This is a genomic window from Stutzerimonas stutzeri, assembly GCF_018138085.1.
Taxonomy (GTDB): Bacteria; Pseudomonadota; Gammaproteobacteria; order Pseudomonadales; family Pseudomonadaceae; genus Stutzerimonas; species Stutzerimonas stutzeri_AI.
In genome coordinates this window covers 1587504-1607155 of record NZ_CP073105.1, presented here as the reverse complement: position 1 = coordinate 1607155, position 19652 = coordinate 1587504, and the positions used below count along the sequence as shown (strand labels likewise).

At 62.7% G+C, this 19652-nt stretch carries 18 protein-coding genes; 14 read left to right on the top strand and 4 right to left on the bottom strand.

What is annotated here, in order from left to right:
- The first annotated feature begins 154 nt into the window (after positions 1-154).
- The 9 genes from KCX70_RS07540 to KCX70_RS07500 all read left to right on the top strand — a co-directional run bounded on the left by KCX70_RS07540 (position 155) and on the right by KCX70_RS07500 (position 10425).
- Entirely contained in the window at positions 155-604 is a 450-nt protein-coding gene (locus KCX70_RS07540; protein ID WP_212619760.1) for a DUF1810 domain-containing protein, read from the top strand.
- A 58-nt stretch (positions 605-662) separates the two neighbouring features.
- On the top strand, positions 663-2318 hold the full coding sequence (locus tag KCX70_RS07535) for an FMN-binding glutamate synthase family protein (protein ID WP_212619759.1): 1656 nt from the start codon (positions 663-665) through the stop codon (positions 2316-2318).
- A 306-nt stretch (positions 2319-2624) separates the two neighbouring features.
- Positions 2625-3500: an MIP/aquaporin family protein gene (locus tag KCX70_RS07530; RefSeq protein WP_102847713.1), complete on the top strand. Its 876-nt coding sequence runs from the start codon at positions 2625-2627 to the stop codon at positions 3498-3500.
- A 12-nt stretch (positions 3501-3512) separates the two neighbouring features.
- Positions 3513-5024, top strand: a complete 1512-nt coding sequence (glpK, locus tag KCX70_RS07525) for a glycerol kinase GlpK (RefSeq protein ID WP_102847712.1) — start codon at positions 3513-3515, stop codon at positions 5022-5024.
- Between the two features lie 145 nt (positions 5025-5169).
- Positions 5170-5928, top strand: a complete 759-nt coding sequence (locus tag KCX70_RS07520) for a DeoR/GlpR family transcriptional regulator (protein WP_212619758.1) — start codon at positions 5170-5172, stop codon at positions 5926-5928.
- Positions 5929-6268: 340 nt separating this feature from the next.
- The gene (glpD, locus tag KCX70_RS07515; RefSeq protein ID WP_212619757.1) at positions 6269-7819 is read left to right on the top strand and encodes a glycerol-3-phosphate dehydrogenase; all 1551 of its coding nucleotides are present in this window, start codon (positions 6269-6271) and stop codon (positions 7817-7819) included.
- Between the two features lie 212 nt (positions 7820-8031).
- Positions 8032-9195, top strand: coding sequence for a Na/Pi symporter (locus tag KCX70_RS07510; protein WP_212619756.1), 1164 nt, complete (start codon positions 8032-8034; stop codon positions 9193-9195).
- Positions 9196-9214: 19 nt separating this feature from the next.
- On the top strand, positions 9215-9442 hold the full coding sequence (locus tag KCX70_RS07505; protein WP_021207578.1) for a hypothetical protein: 228 nt from the start codon (positions 9215-9217) through the stop codon (positions 9440-9442).
- 20 nt (positions 9443-9462) lie between these two features.
- Entirely contained in the window at positions 9463-10425 is a 963-nt protein-coding gene (locus KCX70_RS07500; RefSeq protein WP_212619755.1) for a PstS family phosphate ABC transporter substrate-binding protein, read from the top strand.
- On the opposite strand, the gene ppk2 is transcribed toward KCX70_RS07500, so the two are convergent.
- Positions 10419-11345: a polyphosphate kinase 2 gene (gene ppk2 / locus KCX70_RS07495; protein ID WP_212619754.1), complete on the bottom strand. Its 927-nt coding sequence runs from the start codon at positions 11343-11345 to the stop codon at positions 10419-10421. The two genes, KCX70_RS07500 and ppk2, sit on opposite strands and share 7 nt — an antisense overlap.
- 202 nt (positions 11346-11547) lie before the next feature.
- On the opposite strand from ppk2, the gene KCX70_RS07490 reads away from it, so the two are divergent.
- Together KCX70_RS07490 and KCX70_RS07485 are read left to right on the top strand one after the other, a co-directional pair.
- Positions 11548-11829, top strand: coding sequence for a peptidylprolyl isomerase (locus KCX70_RS07490; RefSeq protein WP_019340980.1), 282 nt, complete (start codon positions 11548-11550; stop codon positions 11827-11829).
- A gap of 348 nt (positions 11830-12177) precedes the next feature.
- Positions 12178-12549, top strand: coding sequence for an STAS/SEC14 domain-containing protein (locus tag KCX70_RS07485; protein ID WP_102851224.1), 372 nt, complete (start codon positions 12178-12180; stop codon positions 12547-12549).
- A gap of 9 nt (positions 12550-12558) precedes the next feature.
- Here KCX70_RS07485 and KCX70_RS07480 read toward each other — a convergent pair whose 3' ends face one another.
- On the bottom strand, positions 12559-13404 hold the full coding sequence (locus tag KCX70_RS07480; protein ID WP_249121713.1) for a CAP domain-containing protein: 846 nt from the start codon (positions 13402-13404) through the stop codon (positions 12559-12561).
- A 283-nt stretch (positions 13405-13687) separates the two neighbouring features.
- Here KCX70_RS07480 and KCX70_RS07475 point away from each other — a divergent pair, with 283 nt between their 5' ends.
- The 3 genes from KCX70_RS07475 (at position 13688) to KCX70_RS07465 (ending at position 16722) form a co-directional block, all read left to right on the top strand.
- The gene (locus KCX70_RS07475) at positions 13688-14422 is read left to right on the top strand and encodes a sulfite exporter TauE/SafE family protein (protein WP_212619753.1); all 735 of its coding nucleotides are present in this window, start codon (positions 13688-13690) and stop codon (positions 14420-14422) included.
- Positions 14423-14735: 313 nt separating this feature from the next.
- A complete protein-coding gene (locus tag KCX70_RS07470; protein ID WP_212619752.1) occupies positions 14736-16019 on the top strand; it encodes a mechanosensitive ion channel family protein in 1284 nt (427 codons plus the stop codon).
- A 238-nt stretch (positions 16020-16257) separates the two neighbouring features.
- Positions 16258-16722, top strand: coding sequence for a DUF3597 domain-containing protein (locus KCX70_RS07465; protein ID WP_212619751.1), 465 nt, complete (start codon positions 16258-16260; stop codon positions 16720-16722).
- Between the two features lie 302 nt (positions 16723-17024).
- On the opposite strand, the gene KCX70_RS07460 is transcribed toward KCX70_RS07465, so the two are convergent.
- Positions 17025-17846 (bottom strand): inositol monophosphatase family protein, encoded by an 822-nt coding sequence (locus KCX70_RS07460; protein ID WP_212619750.1) that lies wholly within the window; start codon positions 17844-17846, stop codon positions 17025-17027.
- Between the two features lie 214 nt (positions 17847-18060).
- Positions 18061-19647 carry a catalase gene (locus KCX70_RS07455; RefSeq protein WP_212619749.1) on the bottom strand — a complete coding sequence of 529 codons (1587 nt, stop codon included), beginning with the start codon at positions 19645-19647 and terminating at the stop codon, positions 18061-18063.
- Positions 19648-19652: the final 5 nt, after the last annotated feature.

The window sequence follows — 19652 nt, the reverse complement described above, 5'->3', positions numbered from 1 at the left end:
CCGTGCATAGCGCCGATTCGCGCAGGTAACACGCTTTTTTGTGGGAGGCGCGACCCGCGGCGAACGGTGCCAACTCGATGCCGGAAAAGTTCGGGAATCATCTGCCCTAACCGTCAGTCCCAAGGAAAACATCAGCTCAGCCTGCGGAGCCCTCATGAGCGACCCATTCGATCTGCAGCGATTCATTGACGCCCAGGCGCCCGTCTTCGATCAAGCGTTGGCGGAGCTGCGCGCCGGCAGCAAGCGGAGCCACTGGATGTGGTTTGTCTTTCCGCAGATCGCCGGGTTGGGTCACAGCGCCATGGCGCAGCGCTATGCCGTCTCGGGCCGAGACGAAGCCATCGCCTATCTGCAGCATCCTGTGCTTGGCTCGCGCCTGGAGACCTGTTGCGAGGCGATGTTGAGCCATCCAGACCGTTCTGCCAGGCAGATCCTCGGCTCGCCGGACGACCTGAAGCTGCGTTCGAGCATGACCCTTTTCCATGCCGTCGCGCCCGAAAGGAAGGTGTTCCAGGCGGTGCAGGACGCCTTCTATAGCGGCAAGCCCGACGAGGCCACGCTGTCGCGGCTACGAAAGGAAAACGACACGCCGGGTAGTCGGTAGGCGAGCCCGGGCAGGTGGGTTAGGCTTCGACGGTTTCCCACTCTCGGAAAGGCCCGCCATGAATATATCGCTGCTCAGCCGCTACGCCTTTTTCGCCGGTTGCGTGCTGGCGACCCTGCTCAGTCTGGCGTTCGTGCAGCATCCCTGGGCCTGGCCGGCGCTCATCGTCTTCGCCTTGCTGAGCGCGGTCGGCGTCCGCGACCTGATGCAGCAAGAACATGCGGTCAAGCGCAACTATCCAATCCTCGGCAACATCCGCTACCTGTTCGAAGGCATCCGCCCGGAGATCCGCCAGTACCTGCTGGAAGGCGATCAGGACCGCGTCCCCTTCTCCCGTGCGCAGCGCTCGCTGGTCTATGCGCGGGCCAAGAACACGGTGGACGACAAACCCTTCGGTACGCTGATCGACGTCTACGAACCCGGCTACGAGTGCATCGGCCATTCGATTCGTACCGCAGCGGTCAGCGATCCCGAGACCTTCCGCGTGTCGATTGGCGGCCCGCAGTGCCAGCAGCCGTATTCCGCTTCGGTGTTCAACATCTCGGCGATGAGTTTCGGCTCGCTCAGCGGCAACGCAATCCTGGCGCTGAACCGTGGCGCCAAACTCGGTGGCTTCTACCACGACACCGGCGAAGGTAGCATCAGCCGCTACCATCGCGAACACGGCGGCGATCTGGTCTGGGAATTGGGCAGCGGCTATTTTGGCTGCCGCACCGAGACCGGCGCGTTCGACCCGGACCGTTTTGCCGCTCAGGCGCGCGATCCGCAGATACGGATGATCGAGATCAAGCTGAGCCAGGGCGCCAAGCCCGGACACGGCGGCATCCTGCCGGGACGCAAGGTCAGCGCCGAGATCGCCACCACTCGCGGCGTACCCGAAGGCGTGGATTGCATCTCGCCGGCGAGTCACGGCGCGTTCACCACGCCCTTGGAACTGATGGACTTCATTGCCCGCCTGCGCGAACTGTCCGGTGGCAAGCCGGTCGGCTTCAAGCTGTGCATCGGGCATCCCTGGGAGTTCGTCGGAATCGTCAAGGCCATGCTGCAGAGCGGTGTCTATCCGGACTTCATCGTGGTCGACGGCAAGGAAGGCGGAACGGGCGCAGCCCCCGTCGAGTTCACCAACCACATCGGCATGCCGTTGCGCGAAAGCCTGCTTTTCGTGCACAACGTGCTGGTCGGCTGCAATCTTCGCGAGCACATCCGCATCGGTGCCAGCGGCAAGATCGTCAGCGCCTTCGACATCGCCAGTGTGCTGGCCATGGGCGCCGATTGGGTCAACTCTGCCCGTGGGTTCATGTTCGCAATCGGCTGCATTCAGTCGCAGCACTGCCACACCAACCGATGCCCCACCGGCGTCGCCACCCAGGACCCGCTGCGTCAACGCGCGCTGGTGGTCCCGGACAAGGCCGATCGGGTTTTCAGTTTCCACCGCAATACCGTGCACGCACTGGCTGAACTGCTCGCGGCGGCCGGTTTGTCACACCCTGCCGAGTTGGGGCCACATCACCTGATCCGCCGCATCAGCTCGACCGAAATCAAGCTGTTCTCGCAGCTGTACTATTTCGTCCAGCCGGGCGCGCTGCTGAAGGATCGGATCGATAGCGAATTCTTCGCCCGGATCTGGAGCATGGCTCAGGCCGACAGCTTCGAAGCCATGCCGCAGAAGACCGAACGCGGCGCCGCGCAAGTCGAGGAACCGCTGATCAGCTAAACGATGCCATAACGGATCGCAGCCGGCAGGCCGTTCGCCTGGCGCGATCTGCCATGAATCCCGTCCAGACCGAGACACGCCGGCCATCGGCCCTTTCGAGCCGGTCCGGCACAGCCGGTCGACACTCCCCGTCAAAAAGTCGCCATCAACCGCGGGTGCGCGGCCTTTCGTCAGCTTTCCGTTGAAATGTTCAATTTTATACTTTGACAGGGCGTTGCTTTGACTTTAAGTTTTCGCTTCCGAACATTTCCGAACTCACGCAGTATTCGGATCATAAAAACAACAGACTCAGAAGAGGTCCTGCGCATGAGCAATCCGTCCACCCCGACGCTACGGGGGCAATGCATTGCCGAATTCCTCGGCACCGCCCTGCTTATCTTCTTCGGGACAGGCTGCGTGGCCGCGCTGAAGCTCGGCGGTGCTGAGCTAGGTCTCTGGGAAATAAGCGTTATTTGGGGTATCGGGGTCAGCATGGGGGTCTACCTTGCGGCAGGCGTCTCCGGCGCTCACCTGAACCCTGCGGTGTCCATTGCGCTCTGGCTGTTCGGCACCTTCGAGCGTAACAAGGTGCCCGCCTACATCCTTGCCCAGACCGCTGGCGCGTTCTGCGCCGCGGCGTTGGTTTATGGCCTTTACAGCAGCCTGTTTTTCGATTTCGAACAGGCACAGCACATGACCCGCGGCAGCGTTGCCAGCCTCGAACTGGCATCGGTGTTCTCCACGTACCCGCACCCGTCACTCTCGATTGGCCAGGCGTTTCTGGTGGAAGTGGTGATTACCGCTATCCTGCTGGGGATGATCATGGCGCTGACCGATGACGGCAACGGCCTGCCCCGTGGGCCGCTGGCGCCCTTGCTGATCGGCCTGCTGATTGCGGTGATCGGCGGCGCGATGGGTCCTTTGACCGGCTTCGCGATGAACCCGGCGCGGGATTTCGGACCCAAGCTGATGACGTATTTCGCCGGCTGGGGTGAGGTCGCCTTCACGGGCGGGCGGGACATTCCCTATTTTCTCGTTCCGCTGATCGCGCCGGTTATCGGCGCCTGCCTCGGGGCCGCCGGCTACAAGGCGCTGATCTGCAAGCATCTGCCAGGCATTGGCGGTGCTTGCGCTGTTCCCGAACCGGAACCAGAGGCCGACCGCTACTCCAAACACGATGTCACTGCCCACGAAGCTCGTTAAGGAATCGACACCATGAGCACTCAGAACAATAAGCAATTCATCGTCGCCCTCGACCAGGGCACCACCAGTTCCCGCGCCATCGTGCTGGACCGCAACGCCAACGTGGTGACCATCGCTCAGCGCGAATTCGCGCAGATCTATCCGCAGCCGAGCTGGGTCGAGCATGACCCCATGGAAATCTGGGCCACCCAGAGCGGTGTGTTCGTCGAGGCCCTCGCCCAGGCCGGCATCACCAACGAGCAGGTAGCCGCGATTGGCATCACCAACCAGCGCGAAACCACCATCGTCTGGGACAAGACCACCGGCCGGCCGATCTACAACGCCATCGTCTGGCAGAGCCGCCAGAGCACGCCGATCTGCGATCAGCTCAAGCGTGACGGCATGGAAGAACACATCCGCAAGACCACCGGTCTGGTCATCGACCCCTACTTCTCGGGCACCAAGATCAAGTGGATTCTCGATCACGTCGAGGGCAGTCGCGAACGCGCGCGTCGTGGCGAATTGCTGTTCGGCACCGTCGACTGCTGGCTGATCTGGAAGATGACCCAGGGCAAGGCCCATGTCACCGACTACACCAACGCCTCGCGCACCATGCTCTACGACATCCACAAGCTGGACTGGGACCCGGTGATGCTGGAGGCGCTGGATATCCCGCGCGAAATGCTGCCGGAGGTGCGCTCCTCTTCCGAAGTCTACGGCCACGCTTACCTGGGATCGGGCCAGAGCACCGGCATCCCAATCGCAGGTATCGCAGGCGACCAGCAGGCCGCGCTGTTCGGCCAGATGTGCGTCGAACCCGGCCAGGCCAAGAACACCTACGGCACCGGCTGCTTTCTGCTGATGAACACCGGCACCAAGGCCGTGCAATCCGAACACGGACTGCTCACTACTATCGCCTGCGGCCCGAAAGGCGAAGTCAATTACGCACTGGAAGGCGCTATCTTCAATGGCGGCTCAACCGTCCAGTGGCTGCGCGACGAGCTGAAAGTGATCAACGATTCGCTGGATTCGGAATACTTCGCCACCAAGGTCCAGGACAGTAATGGCGTCTACCTGGTGCCGGCCTTCACCGGTCTCGGCGCGCCCTACTGGGACCCGCGTGCGCGTGGCGCGCTGTTCGGCCTGACCCGTGGGGTGAAAGTCGACCACATCATCCGCGCCGCGCTGGAATCGATCGCCTACCAGACCCGCGACGTGCTCGACGCCATGCAGCAGGACGCCGGCGAGCGCCTGCGCTCACTGCGCGTGGACGGTGGCGCGGTGGCCAACAATTTCCTCATGCAATTTCAGGCCGACCTGCTCGGCACCCATGTGGAGCGTCCGCAGATGAAGGAAACCACGGCCCTCGGCGCCGCCTATCTGGCGGGCCTGGCGACCGGTTTCTGGAGCAGCCTGGACGAGTTGCGCAGCAAGGCCACCATCGAGCGCATCTTCGAACCGGCCTGTGATGACGCGAAGCGCGAAGCGCTCTACAAGGGCTGGAAGAAGGCGGTAGGTCGCACCCGCGACTGGGAAGAGGAATAAGCCTCGACGCGCTGACGGCCTCCACGTCGCGCCCGGTGCGGATCCGATTCCGCGCCGGGCGCCTCTATTCGCAAACGAACAATTCTTTTATCAAAGCCCAGACTGCGGCATCCTTCGCGGCATATCGAATAAGAAGGAAGCCTCCATGAGTCTGGCCCCACGACAGCAGAGCATTCTCGAATTGGTGCGCGAACGCGGCTATGTCAGCATCGAAGAGCTGGCGCAACAGTTCTCGGTGACGCCCCAGACCATCCGCCGTGATATCAACCAGCTCGGTGAAGCCGGCCTGCTGCGCCGCTACCACGGTGGCGCCGCCCACGACTCCAGCGTGCAGAACACCGCCTACACCCAGCGCGCCCGGCAAATGCGCGACGAGAAACGCCGCATCGCAGATGCCATGGCCGCGCATATTCCCGATCAGGCCTCGCTGTTCATCAACATCGGCACCACCACCGAAGCCATCGCCCACGCCCTGCTCAACCACCGCGACCTCAAGGTCATCACCAACAACCTGCACGTGGCGAGCATTCTCAGCCCCAAGGAAGATTTCGACGTACTGATCGCCGGTGGCAACGTGCGCAGCGACGGCGGTGTGGTCGGTCAGGCGACGGCTGATTTCATCAGCCAGTTCAAGGTGGATTTCGCCCTGATTGGCATCAGTGGCATCGACGAGGACGGCACCCTGCTGGACTTCGATTATCAGGAAGTCCGCGTTTCCCAGGCCATCATCAGCAATGCGCGAAAGATCTTTCTCGCCGCGGATTCGAGCAAGTTCGGCCGCAGCGCCATGACCCGGCTCGGCTCGCTCGAGCAGATCGACATGCTGTTCACCGAAGCCCAGCCACCCGAGGGGTTTCTCGAATTGCTCAACCGACACAAGGTCAAGCTGGAAGTCACAGGCTGAGCGCATTCGAGCGGCGGGCCGGTGCAATACCGTCCTCCCGCTAGCGCTTCAAAGGCTGACCGCCCGATCACAACAGCTGCTTCTCATGGCTGCGCCCCGCCTACGCAGTCGAGCCCGCCGACCGAGTTCAGGTTACAGCCCATCCCGCCGATTGCGTGTCCGTCATGTTGGCCTGCCAACCACACCAGCTCCCCCTGCTTCATGTCCAAGCGGCCGACGCTCGGTTCAGCACCAATAGCGAGGCCGTATCGGTTCGATTATTTTCTTTTGGTATAAAAAACGAACATAGGCTCTGGAGAGTGATTCGCTTATGAGCTAGGATGTTCACATTCGAAAACAAATGTTCGTTATTGAGGAGAATCCCGTGACTGAGAGCGTCTCCGAGCTGTACGACATCGCCGTCATCGGCGGTGGCATCAATGGTGTCGGTATCGCCGCGGATGCCGCCGGGCGCGGCCTGTCCGTCTTTCTGTGCGAACGCGACGACCTCGCCAGCCACACCTCATCGGCCAGCAGCAAACTGATCCACGGTGGTCTGCGCTATCTCGAACATTACGAATTCCGCCTGGTCCGCGAAGCGCTGGCCGAGCGCGAAGTCTTGCTGGCCAAGGCGCCGCATATCGTCAAACCGATGCGCTTCGTGTTGCCGCATCGCCCTCACCTGCGCCCCGCGTGGATGATCCGTGCAGGCCTGTTCCTGTATGACCACCTCGGCAAGCGCGAGAAGCTGCCGGCTTCGCGCAGCCTGCGCTTCGGCGACGACAGCCCCCTGAAACCGGCGATCCGTCGCGGCTTCGAATACTCCGATTGCTGGGTAGACGACGCGCGCCTGGTTGTACTCAACGCCATGGCCGCGCGGGAAAAAGGCGCACATATCCATACCCGCACCCGCTGCCTGAGCGCCAAGCGCGCCGGTGGCATCTGGCATGTCGAACTGCAACGTCAGGACGGCAGCCGCTTCTCCCTGCGGGCCAAAGCGCTGGTCAACGCAGCCGGCCCCTGGGTGGCGCAGTTCATCGGTGAGAACCTGCAGCAGCGTTCCCCTTACGGCATTCGGCTGATTCAAGGCAGCCACATCATCGTGCCCAGGCTGTACGAAGGGGAACAGGCCTACATCATGCAGAACGAGGATCGGCGTATCGTCTTCGCCATTCCCTATATGGACCGCTACACCATGATCGGCACCACCGATCGCGAGTATCACGGCGATCCGGCCACGGTGCGCATCAGCGAAGAAGAGATCATCTATCTGTTGGGTGTAGCCAACGCGCATTTCCGTACGCAGCTGGCGGCCAAGGACATCCTGCATACCTTCGCCGGCGTGCGGCCGCTGTGTGATGACGAGTCCGACAACCCCTCGGCCGTCACCCGCGACTACACCTTGTCCCTGGCTGCGGAGCAAAAGCAGGCGCCGCTGCTGTCGGTGTTTGGCGGCAAGCTCACCACCTACCGCAAGCTGGCCGAGTCGGCGATGGCTCAACTCAAGCCGTATTTCCCTGAGATGGGCACGAGCTGGACGGCTACTTCCCCGTTGCCCGGCGGCGAAGAGATGGGCTCGTCCGAGGCGCTTACCGATGAATTGCTGGCCAAGCTACAAGGCATCGATGTCGCACTGGCCAAGCGCTGGGCGACGCTGTACGGCAGCCGCGTCTGGCGCATGCTGGGTGGCGCACGTTCGGTGGACGAGCTGGGCGAAGACCTCGGCCAGCAACTGTACGCGCAGGAGGTCGACTACCTTCGCCGCGAAGAGTGGGCGAACGAGGTGGACGACATTCTCTGGCGTCGCACCAAACTTGGCCTGGCATTCAGCGAGACACAGAAAGAGCGCCTGCAACACTACCTGCTCGAGCAGCCCGCCGAGCATTCCGCGCGCAGCAGCGACGCCGCATGATTCGACCGGGCCTGTGATGCAGGCCCGACGTTCGTTCGGCGCGGCGTCCCGCAATGGCCGCGCGATCACGTATCGCCTACCCGTTAGGCTGCCCGCCTGCCGCATCGAAACGCCGTCGACCTGCCGCTTATCCCCGCGGCCCGCTGCGGTCATCAAGCCTTCACACCAGCGCGACACCGTTAAGCAACCTGAACGCTCACGGGAGTTGCCTGATGACGACGAACACCGGTGCCCTGGCGGAGACCCCCTCCTCGCCGATCACACGCCAATGGCTGTCCTGGCTTCTGGTCATCACGCTGATCTATCTCTTGCTGGCCGCAGTGGGCGCGATCGGCGATGGTTTCAAAGCCGCCACTGGCGATAACGCCAAGGAGCTGTTCGCCTTTGCCACCAACCCCTTCGTCGGCCTGATGATCGGCCTGGCGGCCACGGCGCTGATCCAGAGCTCCAGCACGGTCACCTCGATCATCGTTGGCATGGTGGCCGGCGGGCTGCCGATCCCGATTGCGATTCCGCTGATCATGGGCGCCAACATCGGTACCTCGCTGACCAGCACCATCGTCAGCCTGGGCCACATCCGCAGCGGGTCGGAATTTCATCGGGCCTTCTCGGCGGCGACCGTGCACGATGCGTTCAACATCACCGCCGTGACGATTCTGCTGCCGCTGGAATTGCTCTTCCATCCTCTGCAGCGCATGTCCGAGGCCCTGGCAGGTCTGCTGGTACACGACAGCGCCGGGGTCGACGTGAAGAGCATGAACTTCATGAAGACCCTGCTCACCCCGGCCAGCGATCTGCTCGAAACCAGTGTCTCCTGGCTGCCGAATCAGGTGTGGGCCGGGGTCGCGCTGATCGCCATCGGGGTCGTCCTGATCCTCTTCGTGGTGCAGGCCATCGGCAAGGTGCTACGCAAGGTGATGGTCGGGCGCGCCAAGGACATCATGCACGCCAGCGTCGGGCGCGGCCCGCTGTCGGGCATCGCTTCGGGCACGCTGATCACGATGCTGGTGCAATCCTCCTCGACGACGACAGCGCTCATCGTGCCGCTGGCGGGCACCGGTGTGTTCACGCTAAAGCAGGTCTATCCCTTCACGCTGGGCACCAATATCGGCACCTGCGTCACCGCCCTGCTGGCCGCCACGGCTATTGCCGGACCAACGGCGGAACTCGCGATGCAGATCGCCTTGGTACACCTGCTGTTCAATCTGCTCGGTATCTCGATCATCTACGTGCTGCCCTTCCTGCGTGGCGTGCCTCCGGCCATTGCCAACTACCTGGCGGATCTGGCGCAACGCAGCAAGCTGTATGTCGGGGCGTATATCGGCGGCGTGTTCTTCGGCCTGCCCTTGCTGCTGATCGGCGGCAGCCAACTCTGACCCAGCCCGGAGCCCAATCATGCAAAGCGAACGCCGCATCCAGACCGAAAACCGCATCCGCGAATTGCGCGAATCGCTCAACGAGCTCGAAGCCCAGCTGGAACGCATCGATGCTCAGGAGCAACGTGCGCAGCACCGTGAAATCGAGCATCTGGACGAATACATCAATGCGGTGGACACCCGTTTCAACAGTCTCCAGCTGTTCTGGACCACCCTCAAGGCCGAATGGCTGAAAGCGAAATCCTGACGCCCGCAGAGGAACCACACATGCACGTCAAACCAGGCCCTCTGCTGCTGATCAGCCTCACTTTGAGCCTGCACGCGGTGCTCACTCCGTCCTCATATGCCGCTGAGCCGATGACCGATGGGCTGCTCGTCGACGGCTCCAGCACCGTTTACCCGCTGACACGGGAAGCGGCGCGGCGCTTTCAGCGCGCCCGGCCCGGGCATGCCATCGAGGTCAAGTTCTCCGGAACCACTGCGGGCTTTCGCCGCTTCTGCGCCGGCGAAACGGACATCAACGACGCATCGCGCGAGATGAACGCCGAAGAACAGGCGCATTGCGCCGAGAATGGCATCCGCTATCGCCAGGTCCCGCTGGCCATGGATTCCATTGCCGTGGTGGTACATCCGAGCAACCGTTGGGCAAGCGACATCACGGTAGATGAGCTGAAGCGGTTGTGGGCACCGGCTGCAGAAGGGCAAGTCATGCGCTGGAACCAGATCCGACCGGAGTGGCCGGATCGCCCGGTGAAACTGTTCGGACGAGGACAGGATTCAGGCACCTACGATGTGTTCACCCAGGAGATCGTGGGAACCACCCATCGCAGCCGTCAGGACTACACCGCCAGCGAGGATGAGGAACAGTTGGCCGCCGGCATCGCCGCAGAGCCCGACGCGCTCGGCTTCTTCGGCATCGGCGCCTACCATCGGCACTGGGAGGACTTGAAGCTGCTCGCCGTGGACAATGGCAGCGGTCCGGTCTTCCCAACGCTCGAAACGGTCAGCGAGGGCCACTACAAGCCCCTGACACGCCCGCTGTTCCTGTACCTGAACGAGCAGAGCCTCCAGCGCAAACCCATCACCCAGGCCTTCGTCGAACACTACTTGGACGGTTTGCCGAGCTGGATTCATTTCACCGGCTACATGCCACTCAAGGCCGAGCGCTATGCGCGCAGCCTGGCAGCGCTGCAACAAGCGCAGGAGCCGAGCGCGACCGGCGCTCAGTAGAGCGTCGGAACGACCATGTTGTCCGGCACCGGATTGCGCAGATAGTCCGGGTTGTAGACGCGCTCGGGCAACTTCACCGGGGTGCGCTCCACCTCTCCATAAGGCAGCTGGCTCAGCAGATGGCTGATGCAGTTCAGGCGCGCACGTTTCTTGTCGTCGGCCTCGACGATCCACCAAGGCGCATCGTCGATGTGAGTACGCTCGAGCATAATTTCCTTGGCCCGCATATAGGCTTCCCAACGACGCCTGGATTCGAGGTCCATGGGGCTCAGTTTCCACTGCTTCAGCGGATCATGGATGCGCGCCAGGAAGCGCCGGTTCTGCTCTTCATCCGAGATGGAAAACCAGTACTTGATCAGGATGATGCCCGAGCGCACCAGCATCCGCTCGAACTCCGGCACCGAGCGGAAGAACTCTTCGTACTCGTCATCGCTGCAGAAACCCATCACCTTCTCGACGCCGGCGCGGTTGTACCAGCTGCGGTCGAACAGGACCATTTCGCCCGCGGCGGGTAGATGCGAGACATACCGCTGGAAATACCACTGAGTGCGCTCCCGATCGTTGGGCGCCGGCAACGCCGCGACGCGGCAGATCCGCGGATTCAGCCGCTGGGTGACGCGCTTGATGACCCCACCCTTGCCTGCCGCGTCCCGGCCCTCGAAGAGCACCACCACGCGCAGCTTGTGATGCACGATCCAGTCCTGCAGCTTGACCAGCTCGCCTTGCAGACGCAGCAGCTCGGAGAAATAGACCCGTCGGGACAATCCGCTATCCGACGGTTGCGGCATGCCTTCGCGGCTTATCAAGGCATCCATGCGCGCATCGTCCAGCTCCATTTCAAACTCTTCGTCGAGGCTGTCCTGAAACTCGTGCAACAGGTGCTCGTACACCTGGAGCGAATTACCCAGATCGTCGGTCATCGTTGGCTTCCGGTAAGCGTGAGAGAAAAGCCAGGTTCAGGTGGCTCCCTGATTCACGCTAGTGAGCAGCGATGACGAGATCATGACCGAAGCCATCGGGACGCCGGCGGTCGGTGTGTCGGAACGGACTTGCAGGGAGGCGGCGCTTGAATCGCAGAGCAAATCCGGTAGGCTCGCTACTTTCCCACTGGAGTACACCCCCATGGCCCGAGCCACTGCCCGCCACATCCTGGTTCCCACCGAAGAAAAGTGCAACGAGCTGAAAGCTGCCATCGAAGGCGGCGCCGATTTCGCCCAGGTTGCCAAAGACAACTCCACCTGCCCCTCCAGCCGCCAGGGCGGCGACCTGGGCTCGTTCGGTCCGGGCCAGATGGTCAAGGAATTCGACACCGTGGTATTCAGCGCGCCGTTGAATCAGGTCCAGGGCCCGGTGAAGACCCAGTTCGGTTATCACCTGCTGGAAGTGACCAGCCGCCAGGATTGATCCTGTGCCCCCGCGTCAAGCGCGGGGGCTGCCTGCCTTCACCTCGAACGCGCTTTCTCCGCGTTCACCGTGCGATCGATCGAACCGCCTCACACGGCCCGCCTCAGCCTAATCAGTCACTCGCATGCATGGTCCGTCCGCCGCATCGGCCGCCTGACACGCCGCGAACCATCTGGTCTAAACCGCTCTATAGCTGTTTTAACGCCACCTTAGATGGCGCCCCAAGAGCGTCGGCGAGCGTCAATGAAACGGTGCCGCGACGCGCTTTTTTTCGAGCGAACGCGCCACAGGAGCTATGGTCAAGGAACGGGACCGAACCGTCATCTACCGTTCTAAAGGAGCGACGTGATGTTTCATGTAACGCGTATAGGCGACAAACGTATCGACGTGGACTTTTCCGGCAAGCTCGACAGCAACGAGATGCGCTTCGCGCTCGATGAGTTGATGAGAAAGTCCGATGGCATTACCCATGGGCAGATGCTCTTTCGAGTCGGAGACTTCGACATGCCCACGCTTGGCGCGGTCGGTGTCGAGCTGTCGCGAATCCCGCAAATGTTCCGCTTCATGCGCCGTTTCGATCGCTGCGCAGTCGTTTGCGCCAAGGAATGGATGAGGAAGGCCAGCGAGATCGAAGGGGCGCTGATCCCCGGCCTGACAGTCAAGGCTTTCGATCAGCATCAAACCACCGAAGCGCACGACTGGCTGGAGGGCGCGCCGTAGCGCGACAGACTAACGCGGCGCGCCGAACACCTGCGTCCAGTAAATGGTGGCCGCGCTCTGTGGATTGGTCGCGTAGGCGGCGCCCATTTCGGTGAAGTCTGGATTCATGACGTTGCTGCAATGTCCCGGGCTGGCGAGCCAGCCTGACACCGCCTGCTCGGCAGAACCATGGCCCGCCGCGATGTTTTCACCGATGCGCTGCCAGCGGTAACCGTGACGACTGGCGCGGTCACCGGCCAGGCTCTGGTCATGCCCCTGGTGACTGAAGTAAACCCTCTTGGCCATGTCCTGGCTGTGGGCCAGCGCGGTTTCGCCCAGGCGCTGGTTCCAGGTCAGCGGAGGCGCGGCGTCGAACCGCTGATTGCCACAGCGACGCGCCTCGGCACGCGCTCGGTTGATCTGTTCGAGAACCGCCTTGCCGGCCTGCTGCCAGTCGCCAAGATCGTCGGACAGCAGCGGTTTTGCCAGAATCACCTGCCAGGTATTGCCGTCGTGCGAGACGCCGATTTCGGCGAAATCCTCGCTCAACAATGCGCTGCAGTAACGTTGCCTGAACACCCGCATCACAGTGCTGGCATCGCTGGGCCCGGACACTGCCATGGCCTGGAGGCTGGCCGCCTGGTAACCCGACTCCCGCACCGCCTGCTGTATCTGCGCGCCAGCACCGGCCGGGATCGACGCCAGTGCAGCGGCAGGTGCAAGAGGGCCGACCTGTTCTGCCTTGCCACCGCCGCAGCCTTCGCCAGAGGCGCGGAACTCATTGACCAAACTCACCAGTTCGCCCACCTCGTCAGCGCTCGCGCCATTGGCGAATACCGCCGCCAACAGCGTCGAACCGACCATAAGTCGGCGCAACGGCGTTCCGTCGGTCATTGAGCAAAAGGCTAGGTTGGGTACGTCCATACGGCACCTGAATTTGAACAGACAGACAGGCCGGTGTCGCACACCCGCCATTTCATGCGACCACATACAGGCGTGGCCTATCCTGAACCATGCACGCAGCTCATCATCCGATACATTCCCCGAACGCCCCTTGCTCCGTCGCAACAAGCTGATCGGCCGGTAAAGATGCGATGATTGATCGGTCGCCGAAACGACTCATTTGCAATCCATTTCCAGTCGAGCGCCACCACCCGTCATGACCCTTGCCGATTTTCTGCTGTTCGCGCTGCCCGCGATCTTCCTCACCGGACTGTCCAAGGGCGGCTTCGGTGGTGCCCTCGGCGGCATCGCCGTGCCGTTGCTAGCGCTGGCCATCTCGCCGAAGCAGGCGGCGGCCGTGATGCTGCCGATCCTCTGTCTCGCCGATGTGGTCGGCCTCAAGGCCTATATCGGTCACTGGGACAAGGCGAACCTGAAGGTCATGATGCCGGGCGCATTGATCGGCATCGCGCTGGGTACGCTGACCTTCGGCATGCTCGATGAGCGCCTCATCGGCTTGCTGATGGGCGCGATCGCGGTGGGGTTCGTGCTACTCGGGCTCGTCAACCGCAACGACAAGCCTCGACCTTTGCAGCGCGGGCGTGGCGTCATGCTGTCGTCGATCGCAGGCTTCACCAGCTTCGTGGCCCACGCCGGCGGGCCGCCGATCATGATGCACTTGCTGCCGCAGCAGTTGGACAAGTTGCGCTATGTCGCGACCATCAATCTGTTCTTCCTGATGACCAACGCGATCAAGCTGATTCCCTATGCGGCGCTGGGCCAGTTCAGCCGGGAAAATCTGCTGCTCAGCCTGACCCTCGCGCCCATCGTCCCCTTCGGCGTCTGGGCCGGGCTCTGGCTGCACAAACGCATTGATCATGCCTGGTTCTACCGCATCGCCCGCGTCGGGATGCTCGTTGCCGGCCTGCAACTGATCCACAAGCACCTCTGACGCCTCGCCGACTGCACCGGCGCCGTCCGGCCGCATTTATGAACGATCAGAAGCCTCCCCAGTCGGAAATGATGTACCCACTGCAAAAGGAGTCATCCTCATGCTGAAGTTTCTGGGCAGCACAATCGGCATCATTTTTCTGATCGGTCTGTTGGTGGTGATCGGTTTGTTCATGCTGGTGTTCTAGGGCCAGGCTCCGCTAGCCGATTGCACAAGCATCGGCTCAGGAACTCGCTTCATCGACAGGCCGCCGTTTTTCCCGGCGGCCTGTCTGTTTCCCCCACCGGGCAGCACCTTGGGACCGCAGCCGTCCATGTCTGAATACCTGATCGACTCACCACGTTTTCGCGCTCTCTGGCTGACGCTATTGATGATCGTGTGCCAAGCGCTGGTGGCGCCTGCTTCGGTCGCGCAGGAAAGCGTTGCTACGGTGCGCCTCGATGGCCGCGCGCTGTTTCGCATCGGTGCCAATGCCGAACTGGACGCCAAGCCCAGGGCGCGGCAGATCGAACGCCAGCTGGCCGCCGTGCTGGAAACGCCTCAGGGCATTACCCGCTCACGCATCGAGAAGGTCGGCGAACACGGCGAAAACCGTCAGCTCAGCGTAGCCGGCCGCACTTTGCTCGAGGTGACGCCGATGGATGCCGAAGCCAACGGCGTTACGGTCGACGTCCTGGCGAGGCAGTGGGCGGCATCTATCGATCGGGCCCTGACGACGGCGGCAGACCGTCGCGACTCCGAACGTGGGCGCTTCGTCACGTCAATTCAGGCAGGCGTCGAGACCGCCTTTGCCCGCCTGCTCGAGTCGGCGACGCAGGTCATCCCCCGAGTGCTCGCCGCGCTGCTGGTGCTGCTGCTATTCTGGGGCCTGGCAGTGGGCGTGCGGGCGCTGGTACGGACCCTCTTCAATCGCCTGGGCGACGACCGCACCGTGGAAAACCTGGTCCGCCAGGTCAGCTACTACACCGTCTGGTTACTCGGTCTTATCGTCGCGGCGAGCGCCTTCGGGGTTGAGCCCGGCACACTCGCCACCGGCCTGGGCCTGACCAGCCTCGCGCTGGGCTTCGCGCTGAAGGATATCCTCTCCAACTTCGTCAGCGGGCTGCTGATTCTTACCTTGCGGCCCTTCGAACTGGGCGATCAGATCATCATCGGTGAGACCGAAGGCAGCGTGGAGCGCATCGAGCTGCGCGCCACCCAGATCCGCACCTATGACGGTCGCCGCGTACTGGTCCCGAACGCCGAGACCTTCACTTCGCGCGTAACCAACAATACCGCCGCGCCCATCCGGCGCGGCAAGGTCGTCTGCGCGCTCGGCTACGAAGTGGATATCGACACCGTCGTCCCGATCATGTGCCGGGCTGCACAGCACACCCCGGGCGTATTGGACACCCCCTCCGCATCGGTAACCCTGCGCGAGCTGGGCTCGACCGAGCTGGTGTTCGATGTCGAGTTCTGGTGCGACTCGAGGCGTTCGGACTTCGTCTTCACCGCCTCGGAAGTGCGCAAGGCGCTAGTCGCGGCGTTACGCGCCGCCGGCGTCGCCCTGCCCGATCAAGCGAAACAGAACGTGGTGCTGCACACGGCCAACGGCTGATAGATCACCCGCGTGGGTTGCACCCTTCGCCTGTCAGCTGGCATCGCCGCCCTGTCGAACCGAACGGAGCCAGACCGGGCTTTAGCGAGCAGCCGCTCGCCGAGGCACGCTGGCCAGAGCGCAGCCAGAGCGCAGCCAGACGGACGGTCCCCCGACGCGCCAGGTTCCGACCTGCGGGACGGAATGAGCCGAGCGCAGCGAGGGTCCAACAAGGACCCCATCAACCGAGGATCACGAAATGAGCCTGTTCGACAAGATCAAAGACAAGCTGGGCCTAGGTGGCGTCAGCAACGAGGCGCACAAGCCGGTCGACCCGAACAACACCCCGAACCAGCATGCGACGGACACGGTCATCGATTCGGAGCGCCCGACCGCCGCGCATAATGCGACCACGACGCCGCCCGGCGCTGCGCCAAGCAACGAAGCTGGCCCGACGACCGCTGCCGTCGATGTACCCGCGAAGCTGGACGCCATGGCCGCAAACCATCCGGAGAAGCTGAACTGGCGCACCTCCATCGTCGATCTGCTCAAATTGCTGGGCCTCGACAGCAGCTTGGAGTCACGCAAGGAACTGGCCACCGAACTGGGTTGTCCGCAGGACAAGCTGGCCGACTCGGCCCAGATGAACATCTGGCTGCATCGCACCGTCATGCACAAGCTCGCCGAGCATGGCGGCACCGTTCCGCCCGAACTGCGGACCTGATAAGTAGCCTGGCTTAGCCGGGTGCCTTTTACCCGGCTGGCGCAGTTCGCCAGCACGCTGGCTCCTACAGAATCACCGTATGCCCGTAGGAGCGAGCCTGCTCGCGATCAAGACGCCTGGTGATTTCCGAAATCCGCGCAACGTCGGATCGAAAGCTGCCTGCTGCAAAGCGCACCACGCACGGCTCGGTGAGCCCGACTTACTGGCGTCACGCCGAAGACGCCTCGCGCTACCTGTCCATACCATTCAGGCACACCAGCGAGCCGCCACCTGGGCGATCAGCTGCCAACCATCAACACCGCTCAGTCGTCCAGCGACGTCCCGATCATCTCCGCCAGCTGCGGATATACACCCGGGCAGGCGACCAGATAAGGGTTGCCCTTGAGCAAGCCGTCGTTGCGGAAGAAGTCATTGACCCGGCCACCTGCTTCCTTGATCAACACCAACCCGGCCATGCAGTCCCAGCTCTTCAGCTCGGTTTCGTAGTAGCCGAGCAGCCGCCCGGCCGCCACGTAGGCGGTCATCAACGCGCCGGAGCCGTTACGGAAGAACATCCCGCCTTCGGCCAGCAGCTTTTCCATGAACGGAATGAAATGCTCCTTGCCCCGAGGATGGAAGGTGCCGGTGGCAGTCACGCCCTGCCCCACGTGCGTCGCGCTGCTGACGCGCAACGGCGTGTCGTTGACGAACGCCCCCTTGCCCAGACAACCGTGGAACAGCTCGTCATGGTTCGGGTCGGCAATGGCGCCCAGATGCGGCTCGCCGTCGATCAGCAGGCCGATGGATACGCACCAGTTGTGCAGCCCATTGACGAAGCAGGCGGTGCCATCGATCGGGTCGATGACCCAGACGCAACGCGCGCTCAGATCGGCAGAGCCGCTCTCCTCGCCGAGAAAGCCGTCCTCGGGAAAGCGCTGGCTCAGCCGTTCGCGGATAAAGGCCTCGATCTGTTTATCGGCGATGCTGACCACGTCCTGCAGGTCGTCACCCTTGTGCTCGACGGTCAGCGACTCGCGCTTGCGGTAGAACGTCATGCCCATCTCGGCGGCCTCGAGCGCAAGGGCCTTGGCGCTGGCGTAGCGTGCGTCGATGTCGACGTGGGAAGCGGTGGGTTCCGAAGTCATGGGGGTCCTTCTCTGGAGGGCGCGGCCGGCGCGCAAAATAAAGCGGATTCTAGAGACTCGATCGCCTCAGGCCTATGCCATGCCGCGGCCAACCGACGTCACAGCATGGATTTTCAATCCATGCTGTGACTGCCAGTCACTAATCAGTCCGCGCAGGTGCGACCGAGCGAAACCGCCGCGCCACGGGATCCCGCCGCGGCGTGGCAGTACGCCCTCAGGCCTCGTCGTGCTTGTCGCGACCTTCGGGTTTGCCGCTGCTGTACGTCGGGCCCGCCAGGTTCTCGCCCGGCGCCGCGCGGCCCTCCAGCGGTGGCAGCGCCTTGGCTTTCTCGATATCGACACCTACGCCGTCCGCCAGTCGCTGACCGTAATCGGGATCGCAATGCCAGAAGTGCCAGATCATCCGCAGGCAGATGTCCTCGGGGCAGTCCTTCAGGTCAGCGGTGACGTTGGCGATCAGATCGTCACGCTCCCAGTCCTCGAAGCTGCGATAGCGTTCACCCGTCTGCCGGTAGTCGGCTTCCGCCCGAGTGGTCTGGTAGCGGCCGAGATGCCCTTCAACGAACTGGTGGTACTCGTAGGCCGGCTTCGGTGCTTCTTTCAGGCCACCCATCGAGCTGGGCTCGTAGTTGACATGCGGATTTTCTCCGCCACCGTCGACGAAGTGCGCCATGGCACCGTCGCGCTGGTTGGTCGCAGCCGGCTTTTTCGACGCATTGATCGGCAACTGCAGGTAGTTGGCACCGACGCGATAACGTTGGGTGTCGGAGTAGGAAAGCGTCCTGCCCTGCAACATCTTGTCGTCGGAGAAGTCGATACCATCGACCAGCACGCCGGTCCCGAAGGCCGCCTGCTCGGTTTCGGCAAAGAAGTTCGAGGGGTTGCGATCGAGCACCAGCCGGCCCACCGGCAACAGCGGGAACTGGTCTTCTGGCCAACGTTTGGTGTCGTCCAACGGGTCGAAATCGAGCTCGTGGTGCGGATCGTCGGACATGATCTGCACGGCCATCTCCCATTCCGGATACTCGCCACGCTCGATCGCGTCATAGAGGTCGCGAGTGGCGTGGCCGACGTCCTTGGCCTGGATTTCAGCAGCCTGCTCCGAGGTGAGGTTCTTCACGCCGAGCTTGGGCTCGAAGGAGAACTTGCACAGCACCGCTTCGCCCTTGTCGTTGACCAGCTTGTAGGTATTCACGCTGGAACCCTGCATGTGCCGATAGTCGGCCGGGATGCCCCACGGGCTCTTGACCCAGGTGACCATATGCAGCGCTTCGGGGTGGTGCTGGACGAAATCGTAGAAGCGCCAGGCTTCCTGACGGTTGGAAACCGGGTCCGGCTTGAACGCGTGAATCATGTCGGGAAACTTGATCGCATCGCGGATGAAAAAAACCTTGAGGTTGTTGCCCACCAGGTCCCAGTTGCCGTCCTCGGTATAGAACTTGATGGCGAAGCCGCGCGGGTCGCGTGCGGTTTCTGGCGACTCCTTGCCGCCGATCACCGTGGAAAAGCGCAGGAAGACCGGAGTGCGCACACCGGTGTTGGTCAGTACCTTCGCCCGGGTGTACTTGCTCGCAGGTTCGTCACCTATCTTGCCGTACGGCTCGAACCAGCCATGGGCGGCAGTGCCGCGCGCGTGCACCACGCGCTCGGGAATCCGCTCGCGGTCGAAGTGGCTGATTTTTTCGATGAACTGGTAGTTCTCGAGCGTCGCCGGACCACGCTCTCCGACGCTGCGTAGACTCTGGTTGTCGCTGACAGGGTGGCCCTGCCGGGTCGTGAGTGTGTTTCGCTCTTCAGTCATGAGGG

Bases quoted from the DNA above. Each gene is read 5' to 3' on its own strand.
- KCX70_RS07540 (WP_212619760.1), top strand. From the start codon at position 155: ATGAGCGACCCATTCGATCTGCAGCGATTCATTGACGCCCAGGCGCCC.
- KCX70_RS07535 (WP_212619759.1), top strand. From the start codon at position 663: ATGAATATATCGCTGCTCAGCCGCTACGCCTTTTTCGCCGGTTGCGTG.
- KCX70_RS07530 (WP_102847713.1), top strand. From the start codon at position 2,625: ATGAGCAATCCGTCCACCCCGACGCTACGGGGGCAATGCATTGCCGAA.
- glpK (WP_102847712.1), top strand. From the start codon at position 3,513: ATGAGCACTCAGAACAATAAGCAATTCATCGTCGCCCTCGACCAGGGC.
- KCX70_RS07520 (WP_212619758.1), top strand. From the start codon at position 5,170: ATGAGTCTGGCCCCACGACAGCAGAGCATTCTCGAATTGGTGCGCGAA.
- glpD (WP_212619757.1), top strand. From the start codon at position 6,269: ATGTTCGTTATTGAGGAGAATCCCGTGACTGAGAGCGTCTCCGAGCTG.
- KCX70_RS07510 (WP_212619756.1), top strand. From the start codon at position 8,032: ATGACGACGAACACCGGTGCCCTGGCGGAGACCCCCTCCTCGCCGATC.
- KCX70_RS07505 (WP_021207578.1), top strand. From the start codon at position 9,215: ATGCAAAGCGAACGCCGCATCCAGACCGAAAACCGCATCCGCGAATTG.
- KCX70_RS07500 (WP_212619755.1), top strand. From the start codon at position 9,463: ATGCACGTCAAACCAGGCCCTCTGCTGCTGATCAGCCTCACTTTGAGC.
- ppk2 (WP_212619754.1), bottom strand. From the start codon at position 11,345: ATGACCGACGATCTGGGTAATTCGCTCCAGGTGTACGAGCACCTGTTG.
- KCX70_RS07490 (WP_019340980.1), top strand. From the start codon at position 11,548: ATGGCCCGAGCCACTGCCCGCCACATCCTGGTTCCCACCGAAGAAAAG.
- KCX70_RS07485 (WP_102851224.1), top strand. From the start codon at position 12,178: ATGTTTCATGTAACGCGTATAGGCGACAAACGTATCGACGTGGACTTT.
- KCX70_RS07475 (WP_212619753.1), top strand. From the start codon at position 13,688: ATGACCCTTGCCGATTTTCTGCTGTTCGCGCTGCCCGCGATCTTCCTC.
- KCX70_RS07470 (WP_212619752.1), top strand. From the start codon at position 14,736: ATGTCTGAATACCTGATCGACTCACCACGTTTTCGCGCTCTCTGGCTG.
- KCX70_RS07465 (WP_212619751.1), top strand. From the start codon at position 16,258: ATGAGCCTGTTCGACAAGATCAAAGACAAGCTGGGCCTAGGTGGCGTC.
- KCX70_RS07460 (WP_212619750.1), bottom strand. From the start codon at position 17,846: ATGACTTCGGAACCCACCGCTTCCCACGTCGACATCGACGCACGCTAC.
- KCX70_RS07455 (WP_212619749.1), bottom strand. From the start codon at position 19,647: ATGACTGAAGAGCGAAACACACTCACGACCCGGCAGGGCCACCCTGTC.